At 45.0% G+C, this 19,951-nt stretch carries 19 protein-coding genes; 5 read left to right on the top strand and 14 right to left on the bottom strand.

Annotated features, from left to right (window positions below):
• Positions 1-6 precede the first annotated feature (6 nt).
• From QMY49_RS01685 to QMY49_RS01645, 9 genes are all read right to left on the bottom strand, one after another.
• Entirely contained in the window at positions 7-531 is a 525-nt protein-coding gene (locus QMY49_RS01685; RefSeq protein ID WP_005449084.1) for a TadE/TadG family type IV pilus assembly protein, read from the bottom strand.
• A complete protein-coding gene (locus QMY49_RS01680; RefSeq protein WP_005449085.1) occupies positions 528-977 on the bottom strand; it encodes a TadE/TadG family type IV pilus assembly protein in 450 nt (149 codons plus the stop codon). The genes QMY49_RS01685 and QMY49_RS01680 overlap by 4 nt, the downstream gene beginning before the upstream one ends.
• Position 978: 1 nt before the next feature.
• Positions 979-2,250 (bottom strand): pilus assembly protein TadG-related protein, encoded by a 1,272-nt coding sequence (locus tag QMY49_RS01675; RefSeq protein WP_033007479.1) that lies wholly within the window; start codon positions 2,248-2,250, stop codon positions 979-981.
• 25 nt (positions 2,251-2,275) lie between these two features.
• On the bottom strand, positions 2,276-2,500 hold the full coding sequence (locus QMY49_RS01670) for a hypothetical protein (RefSeq protein ID WP_005449087.1): 225 nt from the start codon (positions 2,498-2,500) through the stop codon (positions 2,276-2,278).
• A gap of 12 nt (positions 2,501-2,512) precedes the next feature.
• Complete coding sequence (locus tag QMY49_RS01665; RefSeq protein WP_009698704.1) at positions 2,513-3,979, bottom strand: type II and III secretion system protein family protein; 1,467 nt, start codon at positions 3,977-3,979, stop codon at positions 2,513-2,515.
• 7 nt (positions 3,980-3,986) lie between these two features.
• Positions 3,987-4,742, bottom strand: a complete 756-nt coding sequence (cpaB, locus tag QMY49_RS01660; protein ID WP_005449090.1) for a Flp pilus assembly protein CpaB — start codon at positions 4,740-4,742, stop codon at positions 3,987-3,989.
• A 12-nt stretch (positions 4,743-4,754) separates the two neighbouring features.
• Positions 4,755-6,068 carry an ATP-binding protein gene (locus QMY49_RS01655; RefSeq protein ID WP_005449096.1) on the bottom strand — a complete coding sequence of 438 codons (1,314 nt, stop codon included), beginning with the start codon at positions 6,066-6,068 and terminating at the stop codon, positions 4,755-4,757.
• Positions 6,069-6,137: 69 nt separating this feature from the next.
• On the bottom strand, positions 6,138-6,626 hold the full coding sequence (locus tag QMY49_RS01650; protein ID WP_009698707.1) for an A24 family peptidase: 489 nt from the start codon (positions 6,624-6,626) through the stop codon (positions 6,138-6,140).
• The gene (locus tag QMY49_RS01645) at positions 6,626-6,799 is read right to left on the bottom strand and encodes a Flp family type IVb pilin (RefSeq protein ID WP_005449099.1); all 174 of its coding nucleotides are present in this window, start codon (positions 6,797-6,799) and stop codon (positions 6,626-6,628) included. Before QMY49_RS01645 ends, QMY49_RS01650 begins: the two co-directional genes overlap by 1 nt.
• 332 nt (positions 6,800-7,131) lie before the next feature.
• On the opposite strand from QMY49_RS01645, the gene QMY49_RS01640 reads away from it, so the two are divergent.
• Positions 7,132-7,857 (top strand): helix-turn-helix domain-containing protein, encoded by a 726-nt coding sequence (locus tag QMY49_RS01640; protein WP_049535529.1) that lies wholly within the window; start codon positions 7,132-7,134, stop codon positions 7,855-7,857.
• 153 nt (positions 7,858-8,010) lie between these two features.
• Positions 8,011-9,702, top strand: a complete 1,692-nt coding sequence (locus QMY49_RS01635) for an AMP-binding protein (RefSeq protein ID WP_005449101.1) — start codon at positions 8,011-8,013, stop codon at positions 9,700-9,702.
• Between the two features lie 74 nt (positions 9,703-9,776).
• Here the strand turns inward: QMY49_RS01635 and QMY49_RS01630 are convergent, their stop codons facing one another.
• Positions 9,777-9,986 carry a DUF1127 domain-containing protein gene (locus QMY49_RS01630; protein ID WP_017817705.1) on the bottom strand — a complete coding sequence of 70 codons (210 nt, stop codon included), beginning with the start codon at positions 9,984-9,986 and terminating at the stop codon, positions 9,777-9,779.
• Between the two features lie 99 nt (positions 9,987-10,085).
• On the opposite strand from QMY49_RS01630, the gene QMY49_RS01625 reads away from it, so the two are divergent.
• Positions 10,086-11,015: a LysR substrate-binding domain-containing protein gene (locus QMY49_RS01625; RefSeq protein WP_283312559.1), complete on the top strand. Its 930-nt coding sequence runs from the start codon at positions 10,086-10,088 to the stop codon at positions 11,013-11,015.
• Between the two features lie 120 nt (positions 11,016-11,135).
• On the opposite strand, the gene fusA is transcribed toward QMY49_RS01625, so the two are convergent.
• Positions 11,136-13,226: an elongation factor G gene (gene fusA, locus QMY49_RS01620; RefSeq protein ID WP_005449112.1), complete on the bottom strand. Its 2,091-nt coding sequence runs from the start codon at positions 13,224-13,226 to the stop codon at positions 11,136-11,138.
• Positions 13,227-13,443: 217 nt separating this feature from the next.
• The gene (radA, locus tag QMY49_RS01615; RefSeq protein ID WP_005439523.1) at positions 13,444-14,823 is read right to left on the bottom strand and encodes a DNA repair protein RadA; all 1,380 of its coding nucleotides are present in this window, start codon (positions 14,821-14,823) and stop codon (positions 13,444-13,446) included.
• A 151-nt stretch (positions 14,824-14,974) separates the two neighbouring features.
• Here radA and QMY49_RS01610 point away from each other — a divergent pair, with 151 nt between their 5' ends.
• On the top strand, positions 14,975-17,323 hold the full coding sequence (locus QMY49_RS01610) for a PilZ domain-containing protein (RefSeq protein ID WP_283312556.1): 2,349 nt from the start codon (positions 14,975-14,977) through the stop codon (positions 17,321-17,323).
• Between the two features lie 57 nt (positions 17,324-17,380).
• Here QMY49_RS01610 and serB read toward each other — a convergent pair whose 3' ends face one another.
• A complete protein-coding gene (gene serB, locus QMY49_RS01605) occupies positions 17,381-18,361 on the bottom strand; it encodes a phosphoserine phosphatase (RefSeq protein ID WP_005449114.1) in 981 nt (326 codons plus the stop codon).
• Positions 18,362-18,452: 91 nt separating this feature from the next.
• Between serB and QMY49_RS01600 the strand changes: the two genes are divergently transcribed.
• Positions 18,453-19,058, top strand: a complete 606-nt coding sequence (locus QMY49_RS01600; RefSeq protein ID WP_009698713.1) for a YtjB family periplasmic protein — start codon at positions 18,453-18,455, stop codon at positions 19,056-19,058.
• Between the two features lie 89 nt (positions 19,059-19,147).
• Here QMY49_RS01600 and deoD read toward each other — a convergent pair whose 3' ends face one another.
• Positions 19,148-19,867, bottom strand: a complete 720-nt coding sequence (deoD, locus tag QMY49_RS01595; protein ID WP_005449118.1) for a purine-nucleoside phosphorylase — start codon at positions 19,865-19,867, stop codon at positions 19,148-19,150.
• Positions 19,868-19,951: the final 84 nt, after the last annotated feature.

Here is a 19,951-nt window from a genome sequence, read left to right as displayed (position 1 = left end):
ACTCCATCAGCAATCTTCTATGTCATTAGTTCCAATTCCCTCAGGTCTTAAAACCCCCAGACTTTCAGCTGGTAATATTGTTTCAAAAGCAGGTGTTGTTCCTACAGCATTAATTAAAGCAGCCAAAACAAAAAACTGAAAAGTATAATTAACCGCTCGTGCTCGAACATATTTTATCTGTGAAAGCTGCGCTCCGAGCGTGGCATCATCCGCTGGAGGGGTCGATAAAAAACCAGACACATCGACGTTTGCGCCCGAAGCATCGAGGTAAGCAATCTCCAAGTTACTCGCTGTAAAACCTGACGGATACAAATCCGACACCGCTGGTAAATTAGGGATATCATCCCGATCAGCGATATAGCAAACTGTCGCCAAACGTGCCGCTCTTCGAGTCACTTCATTCACCATTTGCACCGAGAAGAAATACACGGCAAATTCCATGATTAAAAACAGCACCAAAATAACAGCGAGTGCAATAACCGAGAACTCAACTTGCGTTACACCTTTTTGTCTCAATCGTCTTCGAATCATGGTCCTGTCCTCATGGTTGTCGTTGCGGCGATGCTAAATTGCAACGTTTGACTAGAGAACGGCATGGTCGAAAAGATGGGCACATAGTTATAAGTTGCCGACAACGTGACTTCTTTATTTGCCTGAGTTGGTTGGGTGATGGTGATGTCACCAACAGCAATATGATCAATGATGGGAGTCGTGCCAGCTGTAGGACTACCATAGACGACAACATTTTTAATGCTTGTCTCATCGGCAATCGAGTCGAACGTCAACGTTCCGTATGTATCAACGACAGCATACCGAGCCCCATTTTGTAGCGCCTTGTTCACTTCGGTGTATTGGATAAATGCTCGGCAAACATCAATCACGAGTACCGTTAACATAAGCAGCACTGGCAAGGCGATAATAAATTCGATGATGGCAAGACCCGATTGCTCTTTGCCTTTGTTTTTTATATTCAACATATTACGACGCTCCACTAAATGGATCTTTGTAGAGTTGAATGCGATAGAAACCTTTATCTGTCGGATCAACGCCCGTAGAGCCGTTGTTGATTAAGCAGTCATACAAAAACTGTCCAAATACAGAAGATTGACCAGAATTGCTCACTCTCTGTAGCAAAAAGAAGCAGCCAAAACCTAAGACATCAAAGTCTGTCTTACCTGTCGACTCTTCACAGTTCACGATTGGGATTCTTAAAATACGACGCCCATTTAAACCCGAGTTACCTGTATAACTGGATGAATCACAAGATGCACCACCACTTTGGCAAGCACTCAACTCTTGCAGGTAATTTGCGTAATACAAATTCCCTGCGTAGGTTTCATCTGTTTGCGCTAACACGTCAGGTTCTCGCACATACTTATCAGGTAATACTGTGCCATCATTTTTGATAGGACCAGAAAAGTCGTTGAGCCTTACATTTAATCCTTGAGCTACAGGACCTGCACTATTACCTGGTTTAGTTGTCACTGTGTCACCAATTGCGGCACAACCGTTATATGCTCCAGATAATGCATCTCTGACAAGTGCAGCACCGCTGTTACCGCCCCCCTGACCAAAATCCAATAACTGAAAATTACCCGGTCCCATGTCCGTATTGTTTTGGTCTCCAACTTTCAACTCATGTATCAGAGAAGGATCGGTATCCACATTAGGGTCGTAGTTTGCTGGCTTATATCCCCATGCGTCTTCTGCACTGCCCGTCGGTTCCCCACACATGGCAATGGGTGTCAAGTTACACGATTGGACAAATCCAGCACTTCGACCAGCAAGTGCACTGGCTGAAATGTTTTTATTTATTCCAAACAAACCGCTTAGAAACTGAGTTAAACCAATATCTGTAACTGCAACACGAACATAAACATCGTACGCACCTGTAGGAGCAGTAAAACTCGCCGCATCAACAAACGTTGCTCTATCAAGTGAGAACGTCACAGACGTATTGCTGTTGTCGAACGTCAGTTCTGAGTTCCCATCAGACGCAGAGATATTATTCAACGTTGCAGTAGCAACCGCTGCCGCGGCAACGACATCCCCGTTTTCATCTGCGGCGACTGCACCAGCGAGAGCAGCAGCATCTACCGCGTTTTGTAAACGCGTTTTATTTAAGACTTGGTGGTTAAGGTCAATACCAAATGCCGCCACGCCCAATAAAATCAGCAATACCATGCTGATCAACACCAAGGTAATCCCTTTCTGGGTTCGCCTTGTTGCCCTTTGCATTTTCCGTCGCATAGCCCCTCCTAAGTGATAAAATCACTTAATCATCTTTGGCTACCCCATTGTTATCGTATACCTCTAGAGTGGTCTGTGTGCGTTGCCCGCTCCCTTCTGGCAGATACCCAAGATTCTCGTACCATGCTTCCGGATTCAGTGTTTGTTCTGCACGTAGCTGACTAACAGAGATACCAAGCTCAGGGTCATTCGCACAGCCAAACAAGCCGAATGAAGTAAAACAAATGGTCATTATCATTATGTTTTTCATCTTATCCTCCACTTATAGGCTGTGCCCAAATTTGCCCTCAGAGCCACCTTCTGACGAACCGTATTGATCAAAACTATTACTTGTTTCTTCTTCTCTAATTTCATTGAGTTGGTATCGATCAAAATCCAACTCGGCACCTTTACCCAACAGATAAAACTCCACATCGTTAGGGCTAACAAAACCATCCGTCGGTAAGGTGATTCGACGGCGGTCAATTGGGGTCGCGAGCCTTGGTGTCACTAAAATAACAAGCTCGGTTTCACCGGATGTAAACTCTTCACTCTTGAACAGTCGACCTAGAACAGGAAGATCACTCGCCCCAGGGATACCATCAGCAACATTACGCGCGTTTTCACTCAATAAGCCTGCAATACCAATGGTTTGCCCATCAGCAAGCTCAATTGTTGTACCTGCGCTTCGTTTAGTAATTGGCGGGATAAAGAAAGTCGCATTGACTTCATTCGGGTTGAAGGTCAATACACCAGAGTTGGAGATTTCACTGACGTTGACATTCATCTTCAAGTTAATGCGCTTATCGCTAAGGATGTACGGCACGAAATCGAGTTGAACACCGTACTCTTTGTAGTCAATCGTGATGCCATCTTCATTTGGTACTGGGATAGGAAATTCACCACCAGCAACAAACTCGGCTTGTGTTCCACTCAAAGCAGTAAGGCTTGGCTCGGCAAGGACTTTTGCAACACCATTTTGTCTGGCAACGTCTAATGCAAACGTAAACAGTGTATTGCTATCGATGAATGAACCAAGGAAACCAAAATCTTCCACTGTTGGCACGTTCAAAATCGGACCGATATTATCGATACCGCCACCAGCAGTGGTTGCTCCCCATGTAAAGTCGCCACTCTTTTGAAAGAAATGAAAGTTTGAGTCAAAACGACGAACCAGTGTGCGTTGAACTTCAGCTACCGTCACTTCAAGCGTCACTTGCTGTGCGCCACCAATGCTCAAGAGATTGATCACCATACTGTCATCTCTTGTATCATCCTCATCTTCTTTTTCATCCGCGGCATCACCTGCTGCAAACGTTTCTGCAATCTTGACGGCGATATCCATATTTTGCTGATTGCTGACTAAGCCCCTTAGTACCACTTTTTCCTGCGCACTGTGGACTTCAATACTTTCGTCTGGGAGGAATTGGTAGAGTTTCGATTTCAGCGTGTTGAGATCATGGGTCACTTCGACATTAAACTGCTCAATTAAACGTCCTCTGCTATCCCAAACTGAAACGTTCGTGGTGCCAAGCTTTTTACCGACTAAAAATAGCTCGTTGGAACGCAAAACAATAATGTCTAATACCTCAGGGTCCCCTAATGTCACCTTTTTCGCCTTACCAGAAATAATTAACTGGGTTGACTGGTGATGAGCAACACTCACCACTTTCCCTGACTGCGCCGGTGCTGCATTCACAGACAAGCTGACAAAAAGTAACTGGCTAATGAGTAATATTATTCTTTTCATAAATCACCTAATTACTGACTCGGACATTGGATGCCTGAGATCCCTTAATAATGGTCACACTAGGTCGCGGTGTGTATTTTCGTGCAACGGGTGGTTTATCGACTTCATGAGGGTTGCGTAAAGCAAGCTGAATCGTGCCTTTGCTGTTTTCGGATAGCAGCTTTTCCGCCTCTTTCGGTGTCACTTCTAACGTCACAGCACGCACGATTACAGGTTTGTTATCATTGGTTTTCGCGGTTTGGTCTACGGCTAGAACTTTGATGTTTTTTAAGACTGTTTTGGTGGAGGCGTTTTTGCCTTTACCAGAACTGATGGTATTGAGAATATCGACTTTATTCCCAGGCAAAAGGAAGCCGGCAACCCCAATAACGTCATTAACTCGAATAGTAATCGCACGTTTGTTCTCTGGGATTAATGCAGCGAGCGTCGCCCCTTCTCCCGGCTGAGCAAGTCGATTTGGATTCACCATTTCTCCTGAATAGATGGTGTTTGCAACAATGCGACCAACCGCTTGCTCCGGTACTTTTAATGTTTCTTCTTTAATCCAATCCACTTCCATCAATTTGGTGGTTAGATGCTTTGCTTCTAAAACAGTGCCAGGCTCTAGTTCCATCGCAGCCACCAGTACCGGATGTCTTTCGACTTCTTCGAGTTCTACTGTTGGTTGGTTTTGACCATCAATCCATTGTTTTGCAATCAAAACAGCGGCAAGACCAAACACAATGGAGAGCAGCAATAACATGACAACTTGAGTCTTACTCATAACTAAATCTCCCTATTCATCCACTGTAAAATACAGCGCCCAAGCTCGGGTTAACGTGTCTGGAGAGACAAGCTTCTTTTTATCTTCAAACACTAAAATATCGCGACTGATTCCCAACAAATCTTTCGGTAAACAAGGGAAGAAAGGAACATGATTGTCGCGGTGTAATTGATGTAATGTGTCAAAAAAATCAGGACCAAGTGCCATCTTGAGGTCGCCAGATAAAGACAACCACAGAGCTTTGTAGTCTTCAGGGCTCAAAGGCTTAAACTCTATTTTGTAACCGAGTCGACGCAAGAAGGCTGGATCGGCCAACTGGCTCGGTGCAAAGTTAGAAGAGAAGGCTAATGTCAGCATGAAAGGAACAGTGACTTGTTGACCATTGGGAAGTGCTAGGTGGTCGAATAAATATTCCATCGGAACAATCCAACGGTTTAACAACGCGTCAACTGGCATCGCTTGGCGACCTAAATCATCAATGACGAGAATTCCGTTGTTAGCCATCATCTGCAGAGGGGCATTCCAGACCCGATTATGCTCACTATGGTTAACTTCCAGCATGTCCATGGTGAGCTCGCCACCAACTTGAATATTTGGTCGCTCACATAAAACCCAACGCTTGTCGTAATGGGTTTCAAGCTTTACAAACACTTTGGAATGAGAGTTATCCAGTCGGCGATGGTGTTGCTCAGAGAAGACTTTAATGATGTTGCCGTCTGCATAAACTGCATAAGGGATGAACACGGATGTACTCATTGCATTGAGAACTCTCGCAGCGACAAAACTTTTGCCCGTACCAGCATGCCCATATAACAACATTGCTCGACCTGAATTGATGGCAGGACCTAGAATGGGGATTAGACGCTCAGAGCCAAAAACATCTGAAAGTGCGCGCTCAACATCGACACGAGTAATGGGATGCTTGCGAAGATCTTGCCCTTCTACCACCTCCCAATATTCTTCCAAGGAAACGGGTATCGGACCAACATAGGCATCTTTTCTAAACGCAATATCGGCTTCCGCCAGACCAAGCTCTGTCAGGCTGTATCGAACGTTTGTGTAGGTGTTGCTGAGCTTGTCACTGGTCGGTTGATAGACCTCAACCCAACTGCGCTTTCTCAGTTGTGCTAGCGCTAAATCTACAATCGTGGAGACCACTCCCAACCGTTGAGTCAACTCGACTAAATCGATTTTAGGATATGCAGACAAGTGTTTTAACACTAAATTTTCGACAACCGAAACTGGTATGCCAAGCCCTTCAATATTTGATGGGACTTTCGGCGGCGTTATTTGCGGCACAAGTTTTTCCCAATACACAGACCCCATTACAATTCCCCTCTGTACGTTGCCTAGTCAACTGAATATCTAACGCCAGTCTTTGTAATTTTTGTTGTTTTAATGTGTGTAGGAGAAATACGCTAATCCAATAACGATTACAGGTGCGAAAGGAATAACCAGCGGTTGTGCCGATTTCAATCCGGGAGTCACTTTGTATAAGCAATATCCCTTCACTTGATCTGAAAACTTCACGTAGGAGGATGAAACATGGAGAGCTAAGTAAAATAAGCTCACCACTCCTCCAGCAAGAATGATTCCGATAGATGCGTCCCCTAAATTACTCAACCCTATCCAAGCCCCTAATACGGCGAGTAACTTAACATCTCCTCCAGCCATTACTTTAAACAGATAAAGAACAAAGCAGACTGCAAACGCAACCAACCCGCCATAGAAATGATCTAGACCATTAGTACTAGGACTGAGTAATGCGCTTGCAGCAACAACGATTAACAGCAATAAAACGGCTTTGTTTGGTATCCGATGCTTTTGCGCATCAGACACGCCTATCGCAAAAAGTAATGACCAAATGACAATCTCTAGCGTCATTACGAATTGTTGATTTGAGATGCCACTGATGTGAACTTACCAGACAGCGTAGTCCAGAAGCCTGATGTCAAAAATGCAGTCACAATAAGTGCAGCACCTAGGATGTACTCAAGTAGAGTTAGACCTTCTTCATCTTCCATGAAGTCCTTGATTAGGTTGCGAAAGTTTTCCATAAGATATCCCCTTTTTAATGATTCTCGCTCGTTGATGACTCGGCTTACATGTGCGCCTAAATCATGTCTAAACCTTAGTCATCGAAAAATTGGGGAGTTAGGACTTTCTTGCCAAGCACTAGCACTTTCTTGCTAGAGAGGGCAACAAAATGCATTTGTAGCAAATGTGAGACACTCACTACATCGATATGTGACACCTTTCACACTTGCAGGATATCTATATAAGCCTAAGCTTAATAAACGAAAGGTTTAGTTTTTAGCCTCACGGATCGAGGTTAGTTGAAGCCTTTTACGATCGACCTTCGGCAAAGTTCAAAATAAATGGAAGCAACATGACAGAACTTATAAAGGCCTACTGGATTGGAGACGCTCCTCAATCCCTGCCCAACACCTTTCGCTCAGTATTAGAGAGTACCTTCACCCTGATTAAGAGTGGTGATGACGTCTCGGTATTGAGTGACAGAGCATTCACTTATTTCTTTTACTGCCAATCATCAGAACACCATAGACCTCAGAAAAGCCTCCTTACTCTTTGCAAGAACCTTGATAAAAAGCTTATCGTGATCCATCAAGGTCAGCAGGAAAGCAATTTGCCACCAGAGCATATTGTGGCTGAATATCATCACGTAGAAATGGACTCGACGTACGAGTGGATATCTCAAATCAAACTCAAATACTTTTCTCCTGAAAATTTCGATGAACAATTTCTTTCGTCGGAGAGCGCTTTAACTAAAAACGGTAAGTCTAATTTTGTCGATGTTGTCCACTATATCGCGAACAATGTACACAAAGATCTAAGAGAGGAAGAAGCCGCAGCACTTTGCCATTATTCCCCGAATTACTTTTCTAAACTCTTTCACCGAAAAGTTGGAATGTGCTTTCGCGATTACATCACGGAAAAGCGCATCTCTCTTGCCAAGAAAATGCTTACAGAAGAAGACTCAATGAAAATTGCCTATATTGCGTATCAATGCGGCTACCGTGACGTCTCGTATTTTTCTCGCATCTTCAAAAAGAAAACCGGACTTTCACCCGCAAGCTATCGGCAACAGTTTTAAAGAATGACGACTTGGGCAACTTTGCCTTCTCTAACGTAACCTTTCCCACAGATTTCATCAAAATGCATTCCCGTATAATGATTTAACATGCTAAAGTTAACAATGTTTTAACAACTATAAATACAAACGAGAGAAGACATGGAGTCATCTACAATGAATCAGCCTAACCTAGAACAGACCGCTGGTTGCGCTCTCCCGCCGCCAAATGAAATGATCCTTAAATGGGCAGAGGAACGCCCAAATGAGGTTTACTTAAAACAAATCATTAATCGACAGTTTGTTGAATTTACTTATGCCGAGGTCGCCGATAAGGCGCTTAAACTGGTTACCGCTCTGCGCAACTTGGGTGTTCAACCCGGTGAAAAAGTCGCATTGGTTTCGAAGAACTGTGCCGAATGGTTTATCTGCGATTTAGCCATGATGCTTGGCGACTACGTGAGTGTGCCAATTTTCCCGACAGCTGGCGCTGACACCATTGAGTACTGTGTTACCCACAGCGAAAGTAAAGCACTGATTGGCGGTAAGTTAGATGATCCAGCGGCAACGCAACAAGTGATCGATTCAATGCCAGATTTAATTAGCATTGCACTTCCTTACGATACTGCGCCGAAATGCCAATATCAGTTTACTGAGATTATTGCCGACGTAGAGCCAAGCGCAGAGCGTCCACAACACCATGATGACAAGCTTATGTCTCTCGTGTACACCTCAGGTACGTCAGGGCTGCCGAAAGGGGCAATGCTGACATACGGCGCGTTCAGTTGGTCCGTTCAACAACTGATCAATCACATTGGCATCCAAGAAAACGATCGATTGTTCTCTTATTTACCACTCGCTCATATCACAGAACGAGTTTACATCTTCGGTTCATCGATTATGGGTGGCGTAACGACGGCTTTCCCTGAGTCACTCGATACTTTCATTGAAGATGTCAAAATGCATCGCCCGACACTCTTCATCTCTGTACCGCGATTGTGGACGCTGTTCCAGCAACGTATTCAAGACAAACTTCCTCAGAAAAAGCTCAATATTCTGCTGAAGATCCCATTCGTTAATTCACTGATTAAGAAGAAATTGGCGGATGGTCTCGGCTTAGATCAAGCCCGCGTCCTTGGTTGTGGTTCTGCCCCAGTGTCGCCAGCACTGCTTGAGTGGTACCGCAGTGTTGGTCTAAACATCACTGAAGCTTGGGGGATGACAGAGTCTTTCGCCTACAGCACACTAAACTACCCATTCCGCGCCGATAAGATTGGCTCTGTGGGCAATGCCGGACCAGGTATTGAACTTAAGATCGCTGACGATGATGAGATCATGGTTCGCGGCAAAGGGCTGTTCTCTGGCTACTACAAAAATGACATCGCGACACAAGAGTCGTTTGACTCAGAAGGATGGCTTCATACTGGTGACATCGGTTCAATAGATGCGGATGGTTACCTCACCATTCAAGGTCGTAAAAAAGACACCTTCAAAACTGCCAAAGGTAAGTTTGTTGCTCCGGTTCCTATCGAGAAGAAACTGTTTGAGTATAGCCGCGTCGAAATGATGTGTTTGATCGGCTTAGGCTTGCCAGCACCCATTTTATTAGTTGTGCCACATGACTTCCCGAACTTTGATAAAGAACGTTACGCCCGCACCACACGCAAGGTTGTCGCTCGCATGAACCAAGAACTTGAATCGCACGAGCAAATCAAAGGGGTATTGATGATCCAAGACCCGTGGAGTATTGAAAACGGCATTCTAACGCCGACCTTGAAGATCAAACGCCACGTTCTTGAGCAAAAATATCATGAAATCGGACACAACTGGCCAAAAGGCGAACTGGTTGTATGGGAAGAAGATTTATAATCTCTTACTCACACTCCGAGAACCAACAATTCAAACGCTCCCATAAAGGGAGCGTTTTTCATTTTGGACGATGATCAATCACGCCAAAATGGTTTATGAATTTCCTTTTGGACTTCAGTTTCGTTGTAGCCGATATCATCCAAAAGGTGGGGAGGTAACTCAGACAAATGACGGCGTGTACGGTAGTTTTTTCTCCATACGGCTAATTTAGAAAAGATATACTGAACTAAACCCTTGCGTGGCTTCGATGCTAAGTGACCACAGGTTTGCGTTGCATTGTTCATATACCCTCCTTGATTCATTCACATTGACCACTTAATAATCAGTGACTACCCTGTTATTCTCAAACGATAGAATCTGACATTGAGTTAAGGAAAACTAATGTGAAAGAACGCATGCCTCCGCTACAAGGGCTGTATTATTTCTACATCGCGGCAAAGGAAGGCAGTTTTAAAGCGGCTGCCAAATACTTATTTGTCACACCAGCAGCGATTAGCCAACAGATACGTCAATTGGAAGAATTTCTGGGTACCGACTTGTTTGTGCGCCAACATCGAAAGATACTGCTCACCGCAGAAGGCGACTTGCTGTTTGCCCAAGCCGAACGAGGTTTCAATCACCTCCAACAGGGTGTGCGATTAATTAACCAAGATCCCAACCCAAATCATCTCTCCATCTCAACACTGCCTTCTTTTGCTCATCATTGGTTAGTACCAAGGATTGCTGCATTTCGACAACGACATCCAGATATCTCGCTACTCATGGAGCCAACGAATGAACTGGTTTCATTTCAAGATAGCCAGATAGATCTCTGTGTCCGTTATGGTCATGGATACTACCCGAATCTGGAATCACAATGGCTGATGGATGAAGTCTTCTACCCTGCCTGCCATCCCATCTACCAAAAAGAACATGGTATCTACAGCGTCCAAGATTTAAATAAAGCAGAGTTGATCGAAGATTTATGGCCGGACCTAGACTGGAACATGTGGCTCAACACGCTAGGTCATAAAGCGGCAAAACCAACGCTCAAGTACAGTGGCTCGCATTTGGTTTTAGAAGGTGCTCTGTCGTTACAAGGCGTAGCGTTGGTCAAGCACAGCTTGGCTTATCGATACATCCAAGAAGGAAAACTGGTAAGAATCGGTGACATAGGCATTCAGCCTAAGTATGCCTATTACCTTTGTGCGCCGACAGGGTATTTAAAGCGTCAAAAAACACAGTTATTTAGTCAATGGATAAAAGAAGAGATTGCTGAATTTGAAAGCAGTACCGTTCGAGACTTTGAAACGATTCAATTAAAAGAAGAATGAAGTAAGCAATAAATTTTGGACAACACCAGCTCCGTTCAGATAGACAAGTAAACAGATGTTAGATAGTAAAAAGCCCCGCACTAGGCGGGGCTTTGATGTCTTACAGAGTTAACTTAAGAATTACTTCTTAGCGTTACGCTCTTTAACGTCAGCAATTACTTGCTCAGCAACGTTGTTTGGACATGGCGAGTAGTGTGAGAACTCCATAGAGAACTGACCACGACCAGAAGTCATAGTACGTAGAGTACCGATGTAACCGAACATTTCTGATAGAGGTACATCACCCTTGATACGTACGCCAGTAGTACCAGCTTGTTGGTCTTTGATCATACCACGACGACGGTTAAGGTCACCGATTACGTCACCAACGTGATCTTCTGGAGTGAACACGTCAACTTTCATGATTGGCTCAAGAAGTTGCGCGCCAGCTTTAGGCATAGACTGACGGAATGCGCCTTTAGCAGCGATTTCGTAAGCGATAGCTGAAGAGTCAACTGCGTGGAAGCCACCGTCGAATAGTTCAACTTCTACGTCTAGAGTTGGGAAGCCAGCTAGAACACCGTGTTCCATCATGCTAGCGAAGCCTTTCTCTACTGCAGGCCAGAATTCTTTAGGTACGTTACCACCAACAACTGTTGATTTGAACGTGAAGCCTGAACCAGTTTCGCCTGGTTTGATACGGTAGTCGATCTTACCGAACTGACCAGAACCACCAGACTGCTTCTTGTGCGTGTAGCTGTCTTCGATTGCTTGAGTGATTGTTTCACGGTAAGCAACTTGAGGAGCACCTACTTCTAGCTCAACGCCGTAAGTACGTTTTAGGATATCTACTTTGATATCTAGGTGAAGTTCACCCATACCACGTAGGATAGTTTCGCCAGATTCTTCATCAGTCTCTACTTGGAATGATGGATCTTCTGCAACCATCTTACCGATCGCGATACCCATCTTCTCGCTGCCGCCTTTATCTTTAGGCTTAACTGCGATAGAGATTACTGGATCTGGGAAGATCATTGGTTCTAGAGTACATTCGTGCTTAGGATCACATAGAGTGTGACCAGTTTGAACGTTCTTCATACCAACTACAGCGATGATGTCACCAGCTTGAGCTGAATCGATTTCGTTACGCTCGTCTGCGTGCATCTCAACCATACGGCCGATACGCTCAGTTTTACCAGTTGCAGAGTTAAGGATTGTGTCACCCTTCTTCATGCGGCCTGAGTAAACGCGGATAAACGTTAGAGCACCGAAGCGGTCGTCCATGATCTTGAACGCAAGCGCTTTTAGTGGCTCGTCTGCAGATACTTTTGCTACTTCGCCAGTTGGCTCACCAGTTTCTGAATCTGTTAGAGGCTGTGGATCAACTTCTGTTGGTGATGGTAGGTAATCTACTACCGCGTCAAGAATAAGTTGGATACCTTTGTTCTTGTACGCTGAACCACAGTAAGTTGGGAAGAATGCTAGGTCACGTGTACCTTTACGGATACAACGTTTGATGTCTTCTAGAGATGGCTCTTCGCCTTCTTCTAGGTAAGCCATCATTAGATCTTCGTCTTGCTCTAGAGCAGTTTCGATTAGCATTTCACGGTATTCAGCCGCTTTCTCAACTAGATCAGCAGGGATGTCTTGAACTTCGTAGTTCTCTGGCTGGCCAGACTCGTCCCATACGTAAGCTTGTTGGCTTAGTACGTCAACAACACCTACGAAATCTTCTTCGATACCGATAGGTAGAGTCATTACTAGTGGAGTAGCACCTAGAACGTTTTGTACTTGGTCAACAACTTTGTAGAAGTCTGCGCCCATACGGTCTAGTTTGTTAACGAAGATCAGACGAGATACGTGTGATTCGTCAGCGTAACGCCAGTTAGTTTCTGACTGAGGCTCAACACCACCAGAACCACAGAATACACCGATACCACCGTCAAGTACTTTTAGAGAACGGTAAACTTCGATAGTGAAGTCAACGTGTCCAGGAGTATCGATGATGTTTAGACGGTGATCGTTCCAGAAACAAGTTGTTGCTGCAGACTGGATTGTGATACCACGCTCAGCTTCCTGCTCCATGAAGTCAGTAGTAGTTGAACCGTCGTGAGTGTCACCGATCTTATGGATCTTACCAGTTAGCTTTAGGATACGCTCTGTAGAGGTAGTTTTACCCGCGTCTACGTGAGCAAAAATACCAATGTTTCTGTATTTTGATAAATCAGTCATTGTCTTACTCTGTTAATAAGGTATAAAGTGCGCGCAGAGTATATCACATTCTGTCAATACTGATACCCTTGCGTGCGGATGGAAGAAAAAAAATTTTAACGTCGATTTTCCGTCCTCAAATAATAGTCAAACTTCGCAATATGTGTGCTTAATTCGACAATAATGAGGACAGATTCAACATTATTGTTACCCCTAGAATTGGGGCACAAGATAGCGTTTACAACTCATCAAATGCTTCGATAGCTTCCGATAGTTTTTTCACGCCGTGGATTTGCATACCAGGAATACCGCCCTTGGGCATATTCGCTGCAGGAACGATTGCTTTCTTAAAGCCGTGCTTAAACGCTTCATTCAAACGCTCTTGCCCACTTGGCACAGGTCGAATCTCACCCGCCAAGCCCACTTCCCCAAACACCACCACATCTTTTGGTAGTGGACGGTCGCGGAAACTCGATAAAAGCGCCATAACTAACGCAAGGTCAGCACTGGTCTCTGTGACTTTGACGCCACCAACGACATTCACAAATACATCTTGGTCTGCCATTTGTAGACCACCATGCTTATGCAGTACCGCTAGTAATAAAGAGAGACGGTTTTGTTCTAAGCCAACCGCGACACGACGTGGGTTTGCCAGTTGTGAATAGTCTACTAGCGCTTGAATCTCTACTAGTAGAGGGCGCGTACCTTCCCAAACAACCATCACGGAGGAACCCGACGTCTCCTCTTCACCACGAGAAAGGAAGATCGCTGATGGGTTGTTCACTTCTTTTAACCCTTGCCCTGTCATGGCAAAAACACCGAGCTCGTTCACTGCACCAAAACGGTTTTTGTGACTACGAAGCGTACGGAAACGGCTATCAGTCCCACCATCTAGCAAGACGGAGCAGTCAATAATGTGCTCAAGTACTTTAGGTCCCGCAAGGGTACCATCTTTTGTTACGTGACCAACAATAAAGACAGCAACATTGTTTTGCTTTGCGTAACGCGTCAAGGCGGTTGCCGATTCACGTACTTGAGCGACACTCCCCGGTGAGGATTGAACATCAGAAACGTGCATAACCTGTATCGAGTCGATAACCATAATGCGTGGTTGCTCTTTCTCTGCAATTTGACAGATCTTATCGACATTCGTTTCTGACAGCATCTTTAAATGCTCTTTTGGCAAACCAAGACGGGAAGCACGCATCGCAACTTGCTGAAGTGATTCCTCACCCGTTACGTACAGCGTAGGCATTTGCGCCGACAACAAACACATGGTTTGTAGAAGTAACGTTGACTTACCTGCCCCTGGGTTACCACCAATCAAAATCGCCGCACCAGGAACCACACCACCGCCAAGTACACGATCGAGTTCTTTAAACCCACTGGTGAAACGCGGCACTTCTTGCAGATCGATCTCGGAAAGCGTCTGAACTTTTGATTCCGTCGCTGAGCCTGCATAACCAGATAAGCGTTCATTGCGCGCTACCGTTGGCGATGCAGCAATACGAACTTCAGTAATCGTGTTCCATGCACCACACGCATTACACTGCCCCTGCCAACGTGGGAAATCTGCGCCACAATCATTACAAACATACGCTCGTTTTGCTTTCGCCATGATGCCTCGATCTTTTCAACACTCGGTTTTTTCAACAAATGTGACCAAGCACTGCCATGTCTGACCTTATTGGACATGAACTCTTGATATACTCAAGTTTTGCTTTGCTTAGCCGATATAATTCGAATAACGACATACTTTAACAGAAATAATGCAGCAATCTGAAATTCTCTCGCTCGCAGAACGACTCATCCCAGTTTATGGCTCTGATGACTTTGACTTCGTCCTTGGTCAATTGACCGAGGGGGAACCGCCATCGGCCAAAATTCTTGTAAAGATGGAACTCAACCGTGTCATGGCACCTTGCAAGAAAAGCATTGATTTGCGAGGTCGAGTGAAAGGTGAATGTCGTGAATACTTATTAGATGGCATCCCTCATTGGTTGGATGACGTCGCTTTCAACGCTTACCACAAAAACTTAAAAAAATTCGGTACTTACACTGAAGGCATGTGGGAAGCCTTGGTCAATACACGTAACAACTTTCGTGTAATGAGTAAAAACAACGGTAAGAATGAAGAACAATCGCTGACCGACCCTAAAAGTCCATTCCTTGCCGAACCGGTTCATCTCGGTTACGACTTAAAGCGCCAAGAAAAGCGCTTAAAAGTACAGTCTCAGGTAGAAATCATTCGCTCAAAAAGTCAAGTAATCCACGGCCTGAGTATTGACCTTTCTAGCTCTGGAGCAAAATTCAAAGTCCCAAGTGCATTCAAATACAGCTTGGGCGAAGTCATTCAAGTTACCTTTACCGAGTTTGCCAGCAAATCTCAGGTTGCCGGCGTTGAAAAACCAATCACTTATCGTGTGCTCGCAGTGGATGATTGCTACGAGAACGATGCTGTTCGTTATCTAAGAACCATTCGCTTGACCGAGACCAATGTCGTTGCTCGCTTGATTGATGAAGCTCTCAACAGCGCTGCAAAACGCGCTCGCCATGATAACCAAGATAAAATCATTCGCGCTCGCACGCGTGGTTACGAACATATCGCCCTGAAGCACACCAGCAACCTCCCTCTGTTTTTTGAAGGCAGCGAACTCAAGCTCGCAATGCTGACACCAAATAACCAAAAGATGTGGCAATACTGGCATGATGAGCGTAACCAGCAAGTATTTGGTTCGTTGTTCAATCCGAAAAGGATGGCTTCGTTAATTGCGCCAGGGGTCAAAGGGGCTACCAACGTGCTCTATTCCTTTACTCATGAGCATGACAACAAAACGTACTTCTATTCAATGCTGCGCCCAGAAGCGACCAGAGAGCAGCGTCAATTGTTCTGGCACCTGGGAGCCAAACGCGCCAGTTGGCGTGCTTTCCGCATTTCGATTTTTGAACTGTCTCAACAAGAAAAAGAAGACCTTGCTGCGTTTTCTTCTGAGTTAGCCGAAAGTTCGCAAAAACTGACCCACGTAGGCATTTTGCAAGAAATTGCCGATGAGAAGTCTGGACAGGATTATTTGCTTACTGAAAAACCTCGCGTGCCTGCGAATACACTTAATGCTTTTCGCCATCCACGTAAGATCATCGGCAATCCAAAAGGTATTTACTTTGACGCCCAATCTCGTCGAAAAGAGCCCCGTTATCGCTTCAAAACCCCTTTAGTGCTTAATACCGGAAGTGCGAAAGCTGCAGGCTTTACCATGGATATCTCTAAGCGAGGCTTGGGCTTACGCTTGGATGAGCCGACGGAATTACGCTCAGGGCAAGAAGTACGCATCAACTTCCGAGAGCTACAGTTATACGATAAGAAATTGCCTCTTTCAGAAGTCCCTTATCGGATTATTCGGGTGAGTCCCGATGGTCGTAGCGTGCAACTGGTCATAGATGAAGACAGCAAAACCATGCGTGTTATTGCTTTCTTCAATAGCATTATCGAGCACAACCAAGACAAACTCATCCCACAAAAAGAGATGCTGCCAAGTAACGCATTGTTGGAAAGGCTGCACAGTGTCCTACTCTCACGTATTTTGAGTACGCCAATCTTTATTAGTAAAAGCGCAGCCTCTTCGGTGAAAACTCCCGTTATTGGTGTCAACTTCCCATTAGCGAAGCACATCGAGTTATATGCACGCCTTGGTCACAATCAGCAGTTCTCTCTCGAACCATTGTTTAAGGGACGATCTAGCACTCTGATCGCGGAACCAATTAAACGTATTGATGGCGCTCAGGCGAGACATCAAGATATTTACATCAGCGTGGCGAAAGTTGGTAGCAAAATCACTGGGCTAGAGTCGAAGCTGCAACAAGATTTTACCAGTGTCAAAGAACGTATTCAGTTCATAAAGAAAGCCCGCATGATGGGTGAGTTTTACGCAACCCGTATTTCTACCGCGCCAATCTTTGATCCGATGACTTCTTTGCTGCGCCAAGACTTGAGTGATTTAACCCAATTTGGGGTTCATCAAGCCAGTAAACTAGAAAAAGAGCTGACCGCACTAGTTGGCTACAGCGAATTTGAAGACATTACTGAAGAAGTGATCGTGCGATTAGAACTGACTGAATAACAAAACACCGCCAAACTGGCGGTGTTTTTCTATCGTGTTTCGTCGTGAAAACCCAGATTATGGTTTCGCTTTCCAACTGATTTTCTGCTGCTTAACTAAAGCGCCAGAAAGAATACACAGCACACCACCTAGACCTGCGAATCGAACGGCAGTTTGCGCTTGCTCTTCAACTTTAGGTTTAGCGTGATAAGCCACACCCAGCCCTGCAGCAGACATCATCACCAGATCATTTGCACCGTCACCGACTGCGACGGTATTGTGTTGCTCAATCTCGTACTCTTCTGCAAGCTCTACCAAAATGTCAGCTTTGGTTTGGGCAGATACAACATCGCCAAGCACTTCACCCGTCAATTTGCCATCAACAATTTCTAGTTGGTTGGATTGCGCAAAATCCAATCCCACTTTGTCTTTAATAAAGTCGGAGAAGTAAGTGAATCCACCAGAGGCAATCGCAGTCTTCCACCCCAATGCATTGAAGGTTGTAATCAACGCTTCGAAGTCTGGCATGAATGGCAGTTGGCTTCGTACCTGCTCAAGAATGGCTTCATCAGCCCCTTTCAGCTTACCAACGCGCTGACGTAAACTTTGTTCAAAGTCCAGCTCACCTTGCATGGCTCGTTCGGTGACTTCGGCGACTTCTTCGCCTACACCGGCAAGTTTAGCAATCTCGTCGATACACTCGATTTGAATCGCAGTTGAATCCATATCAAACACAACCAAACCCGGCGCAGAAAGATCCGGTACTTCGTTTAAAGAAGCGTAATCCAGATTTAAGCTTTTCAGAATGGTTTCATGCTCTGGCGTAAGGTTGCCCGCCATCAATGCCACTTCATACTGACCTACCTTCCAAGTATCTAAAATTGGGTTGTAGAAGCCGGTAAAAAAATCGATGTCTTCAAAATTGCGAGGCTCAAGGTGCTCACCAAATACAATCCAGTTAGCCTTGGCTTTATCGAGCTGAGTAGCAAAGCGAGTTTCGGGTAGTCGTTTTAAAAGAGTCGTATGCCTTCTGATAGGCAAGCTTTTTGACGCGTCCATGTATATAATCCCTTGTGACTTTGTTAAAACGTTACCTCAACAAGCTAAAAAGGCAAGTCTTTGTTTTGTTTTGAATGGACGAGTAAAGAGCATGAGTGAATCCTTATTCTCAGTAAGGAATGCCCTACGAATTCTGGCGCTGATACTGCTGTGTGTGATGCTATTTGTCACCATCAAAAACAGTGTCGTGATCAGTAAGGGCAATGAGAAGATACAAGCGCAGCAGCTTGAAACCCTGACCAAAGTTTTGATTTCACAGGCGTCGTTATCTGCCAGTGAAATGATCATAAATAAAGACCAAGAACGTCTGCTTAAACTGACGAATCAGTTAGCACAAGACCGTCTGGTATTCGATGCGACCATCTATGACGCGCAAGGTGTGCGTCTTGCATCCAGCAAAGAAGCGCTGTCTGTACGAGAGGTACTTGGATTAGATACGCCACTTGCGACAGCGTCGATTGGACGTCAGCAGCTCGTTGAACCGGTACTGGCAGATGGCGCAGTGATTGGCTTTGTACGAGTGACTTTTGAAACCGGTCGTGTAACGGCAATCTCTGATCATCACTACCGTAAAAGTGATCGTTACATGTACATGATGGTACTGATGAGCTTTGCATGTGGCATGCTGTTCATCATGATTTTACGCAGACAGCCGATCCGCCGTAAAAAAGGTGAAAACCTATTGCTAACCAAGTAATTCAAAAACCAATTTATCAAAATAAAACAGCCCGCATGATGCGGGCTGTTTTTATGCTGATAAGCAAAAGAATAGAAGGCTGTTCGCCCTTACTCTTCATCACCTAGCAATACTGAATCAAGTGCGATTAGCATCATGTCGTTGAACGTAGTTTGACGTTCGTCAGATGTGGTTTGCTCGCCAGTTTTGATGTGGTCAGAAACAGTACAGATAGTCAGAGCTTTCGCGCCGTACTCAGCAGCAACGCCGTAGATACCAGCCGCTTCCATTTCAACACCTACGATACCGTACTTGTCCATTACGTCGAACATTTCTGGATCTGGCGTGTAGAACAGTTCTGCTGAGAACAGGTTACCTACTTTTACGTCTACGCCACGAGCTTTCGCTGCTTCTTCTGCTGCGCGAACCATTTTGTAGTCAGCAATAGCGGCAAAGTCATGACCTTTAAAGCGGATGCGGTTAACTTTAGAATCAGTACAAGCGCCCATGCCGATAACAACATCACGTACTTTGATATCTTCGTTCACTGCGCCACAGCTACCTACACGAATCACTTTCTTGACACCGAAGTCTTTGATTAGCTCAGTCACGTAGATTGAACATGATGGAATACCCATACCGTGACCCATTACTGAGATCTTACGACCTTTGTAAGTGCCGGTGTACCCGAACATATTACGAACGTCACATACTTGAACTACATCTTCAAGGAAAGTCTCTGCAATGTATTTAGCACGTAGCGGGTCACCCGGCATTAGAACGACGTCTGCGAATGCACCCATTTCTGCGTTGATATGTGGAGTTGCCATGTTTCTTTTCCTTAACCTGTCTCTAGCGATCCGCACTGCTACTGGCGGTTTTGGCTAGAATATTCTCATTTCCGACAAGCAACA

This window comes from Vibrio harveyi (assembly GCF_030060435.1).
In the GTDB taxonomy this organism is placed as follows: domain Bacteria; phylum Pseudomonadota; class Gammaproteobacteria; order Enterobacterales; family Vibrionaceae; genus Vibrio; species Vibrio harveyi.
The sequence above is the reverse complement of the archived record's forward strand: the minus strand, read 5'-3'. Positions and strand labels throughout refer to the sequence as shown.

Coding starts and splice junctions, on each gene's coding strand:
- QMY49_RS01685 (WP_005449084.1), bottom strand. CDS start 531: ATGATTCGAAGACGATTGAGACAAAAAGGTGTAACGCAAGTTGAGTTC.
- QMY49_RS01680 (WP_005449085.1), bottom strand. CDS start 977: ATGTTGAATATAAAAAACAAAGGCAAAGAGCAATCGGGTCTTGCCATC.
- QMY49_RS01675 (WP_033007479.1), bottom strand. CDS start 2,250: ATGCGACGGAAAATGCAAAGGGCAACAAGGCGAACCCAGAAAGGGATT.
- QMY49_RS01670 (WP_005449087.1), bottom strand. CDS start 2,500: ATGAAAAACATAATGATAATGACCATTTGTTTTACTTCATTCGGCTTG.
- QMY49_RS01665 (WP_009698704.1), bottom strand. CDS start 3,979: ATGAAAAGAATAATATTACTCATTAGCCAGTTACTTTTTGTCAGCTTG.
- cpaB (WP_005449090.1), bottom strand. CDS start 4,742: ATGAGTAAGACTCAAGTTGTCATGTTATTGCTGCTCTCCATTGTGTTT.
- QMY49_RS01655 (WP_005449096.1), bottom strand. CDS start 6,068: ATGGGGTCTGTGTATTGGGAAAAACTTGTGCCGCAAATAACGCCGCCG.
- QMY49_RS01650 (WP_009698707.1), bottom strand. CDS start 6,626: ATGACGCTAGAGATTGTCATTTGGTCATTACTTTTTGCGATAGGCGTG.
- QMY49_RS01645 (WP_005449099.1), bottom strand. CDS start 6,799: ATGGAAAACTTTCGCAACCTAATCAAGGACTTCATGGAAGATGAAGAA.
- QMY49_RS01640 (WP_049535529.1), top strand. CDS start 7,132: ATGACAGAACTTATAAAGGCCTACTGGATTGGAGACGCTCCTCAATCC.
- QMY49_RS01635 (WP_005449101.1), top strand. CDS start 8,011: ATGAATCAGCCTAACCTAGAACAGACCGCTGGTTGCGCTCTCCCGCCG.
- QMY49_RS01630 (WP_017817705.1), bottom strand. CDS start 9,986: ATGAACAATGCAACGCAAACCTGTGGTCACTTAGCATCGAAGCCACGC.
- fusA (WP_005449112.1), bottom strand. CDS start 13,226: ATGACTGATTTATCAAAATACAGAAACATTGGTATTTTTGCTCACGTA.
- radA (WP_005439523.1), bottom strand. CDS start 14,823: ATGGCGAAAGCAAAACGAGCGTATGTTTGTAATGATTGTGGCGCAGAT.
- QMY49_RS01610 (WP_283312556.1), top strand. CDS start 14,975: ATGCAGCAATCTGAAATTCTCTCGCTCGCAGAACGACTCATCCCAGTT.
- serB (WP_005449114.1), bottom strand. CDS start 18,361: ATGGACGCGTCAAAAAGCTTGCCTATCAGAAGGCATACGACTCTTTTA.
- QMY49_RS01600 (WP_009698713.1), top strand. CDS start 18,453: ATGAGTGAATCCTTATTCTCAGTAAGGAATGCCCTACGAATTCTGGCG.
- deoD (WP_005449118.1), bottom strand. CDS start 19,867: ATGGCAACTCCACATATCAACGCAGAAATGGGTGCATTCGCAGACGTC.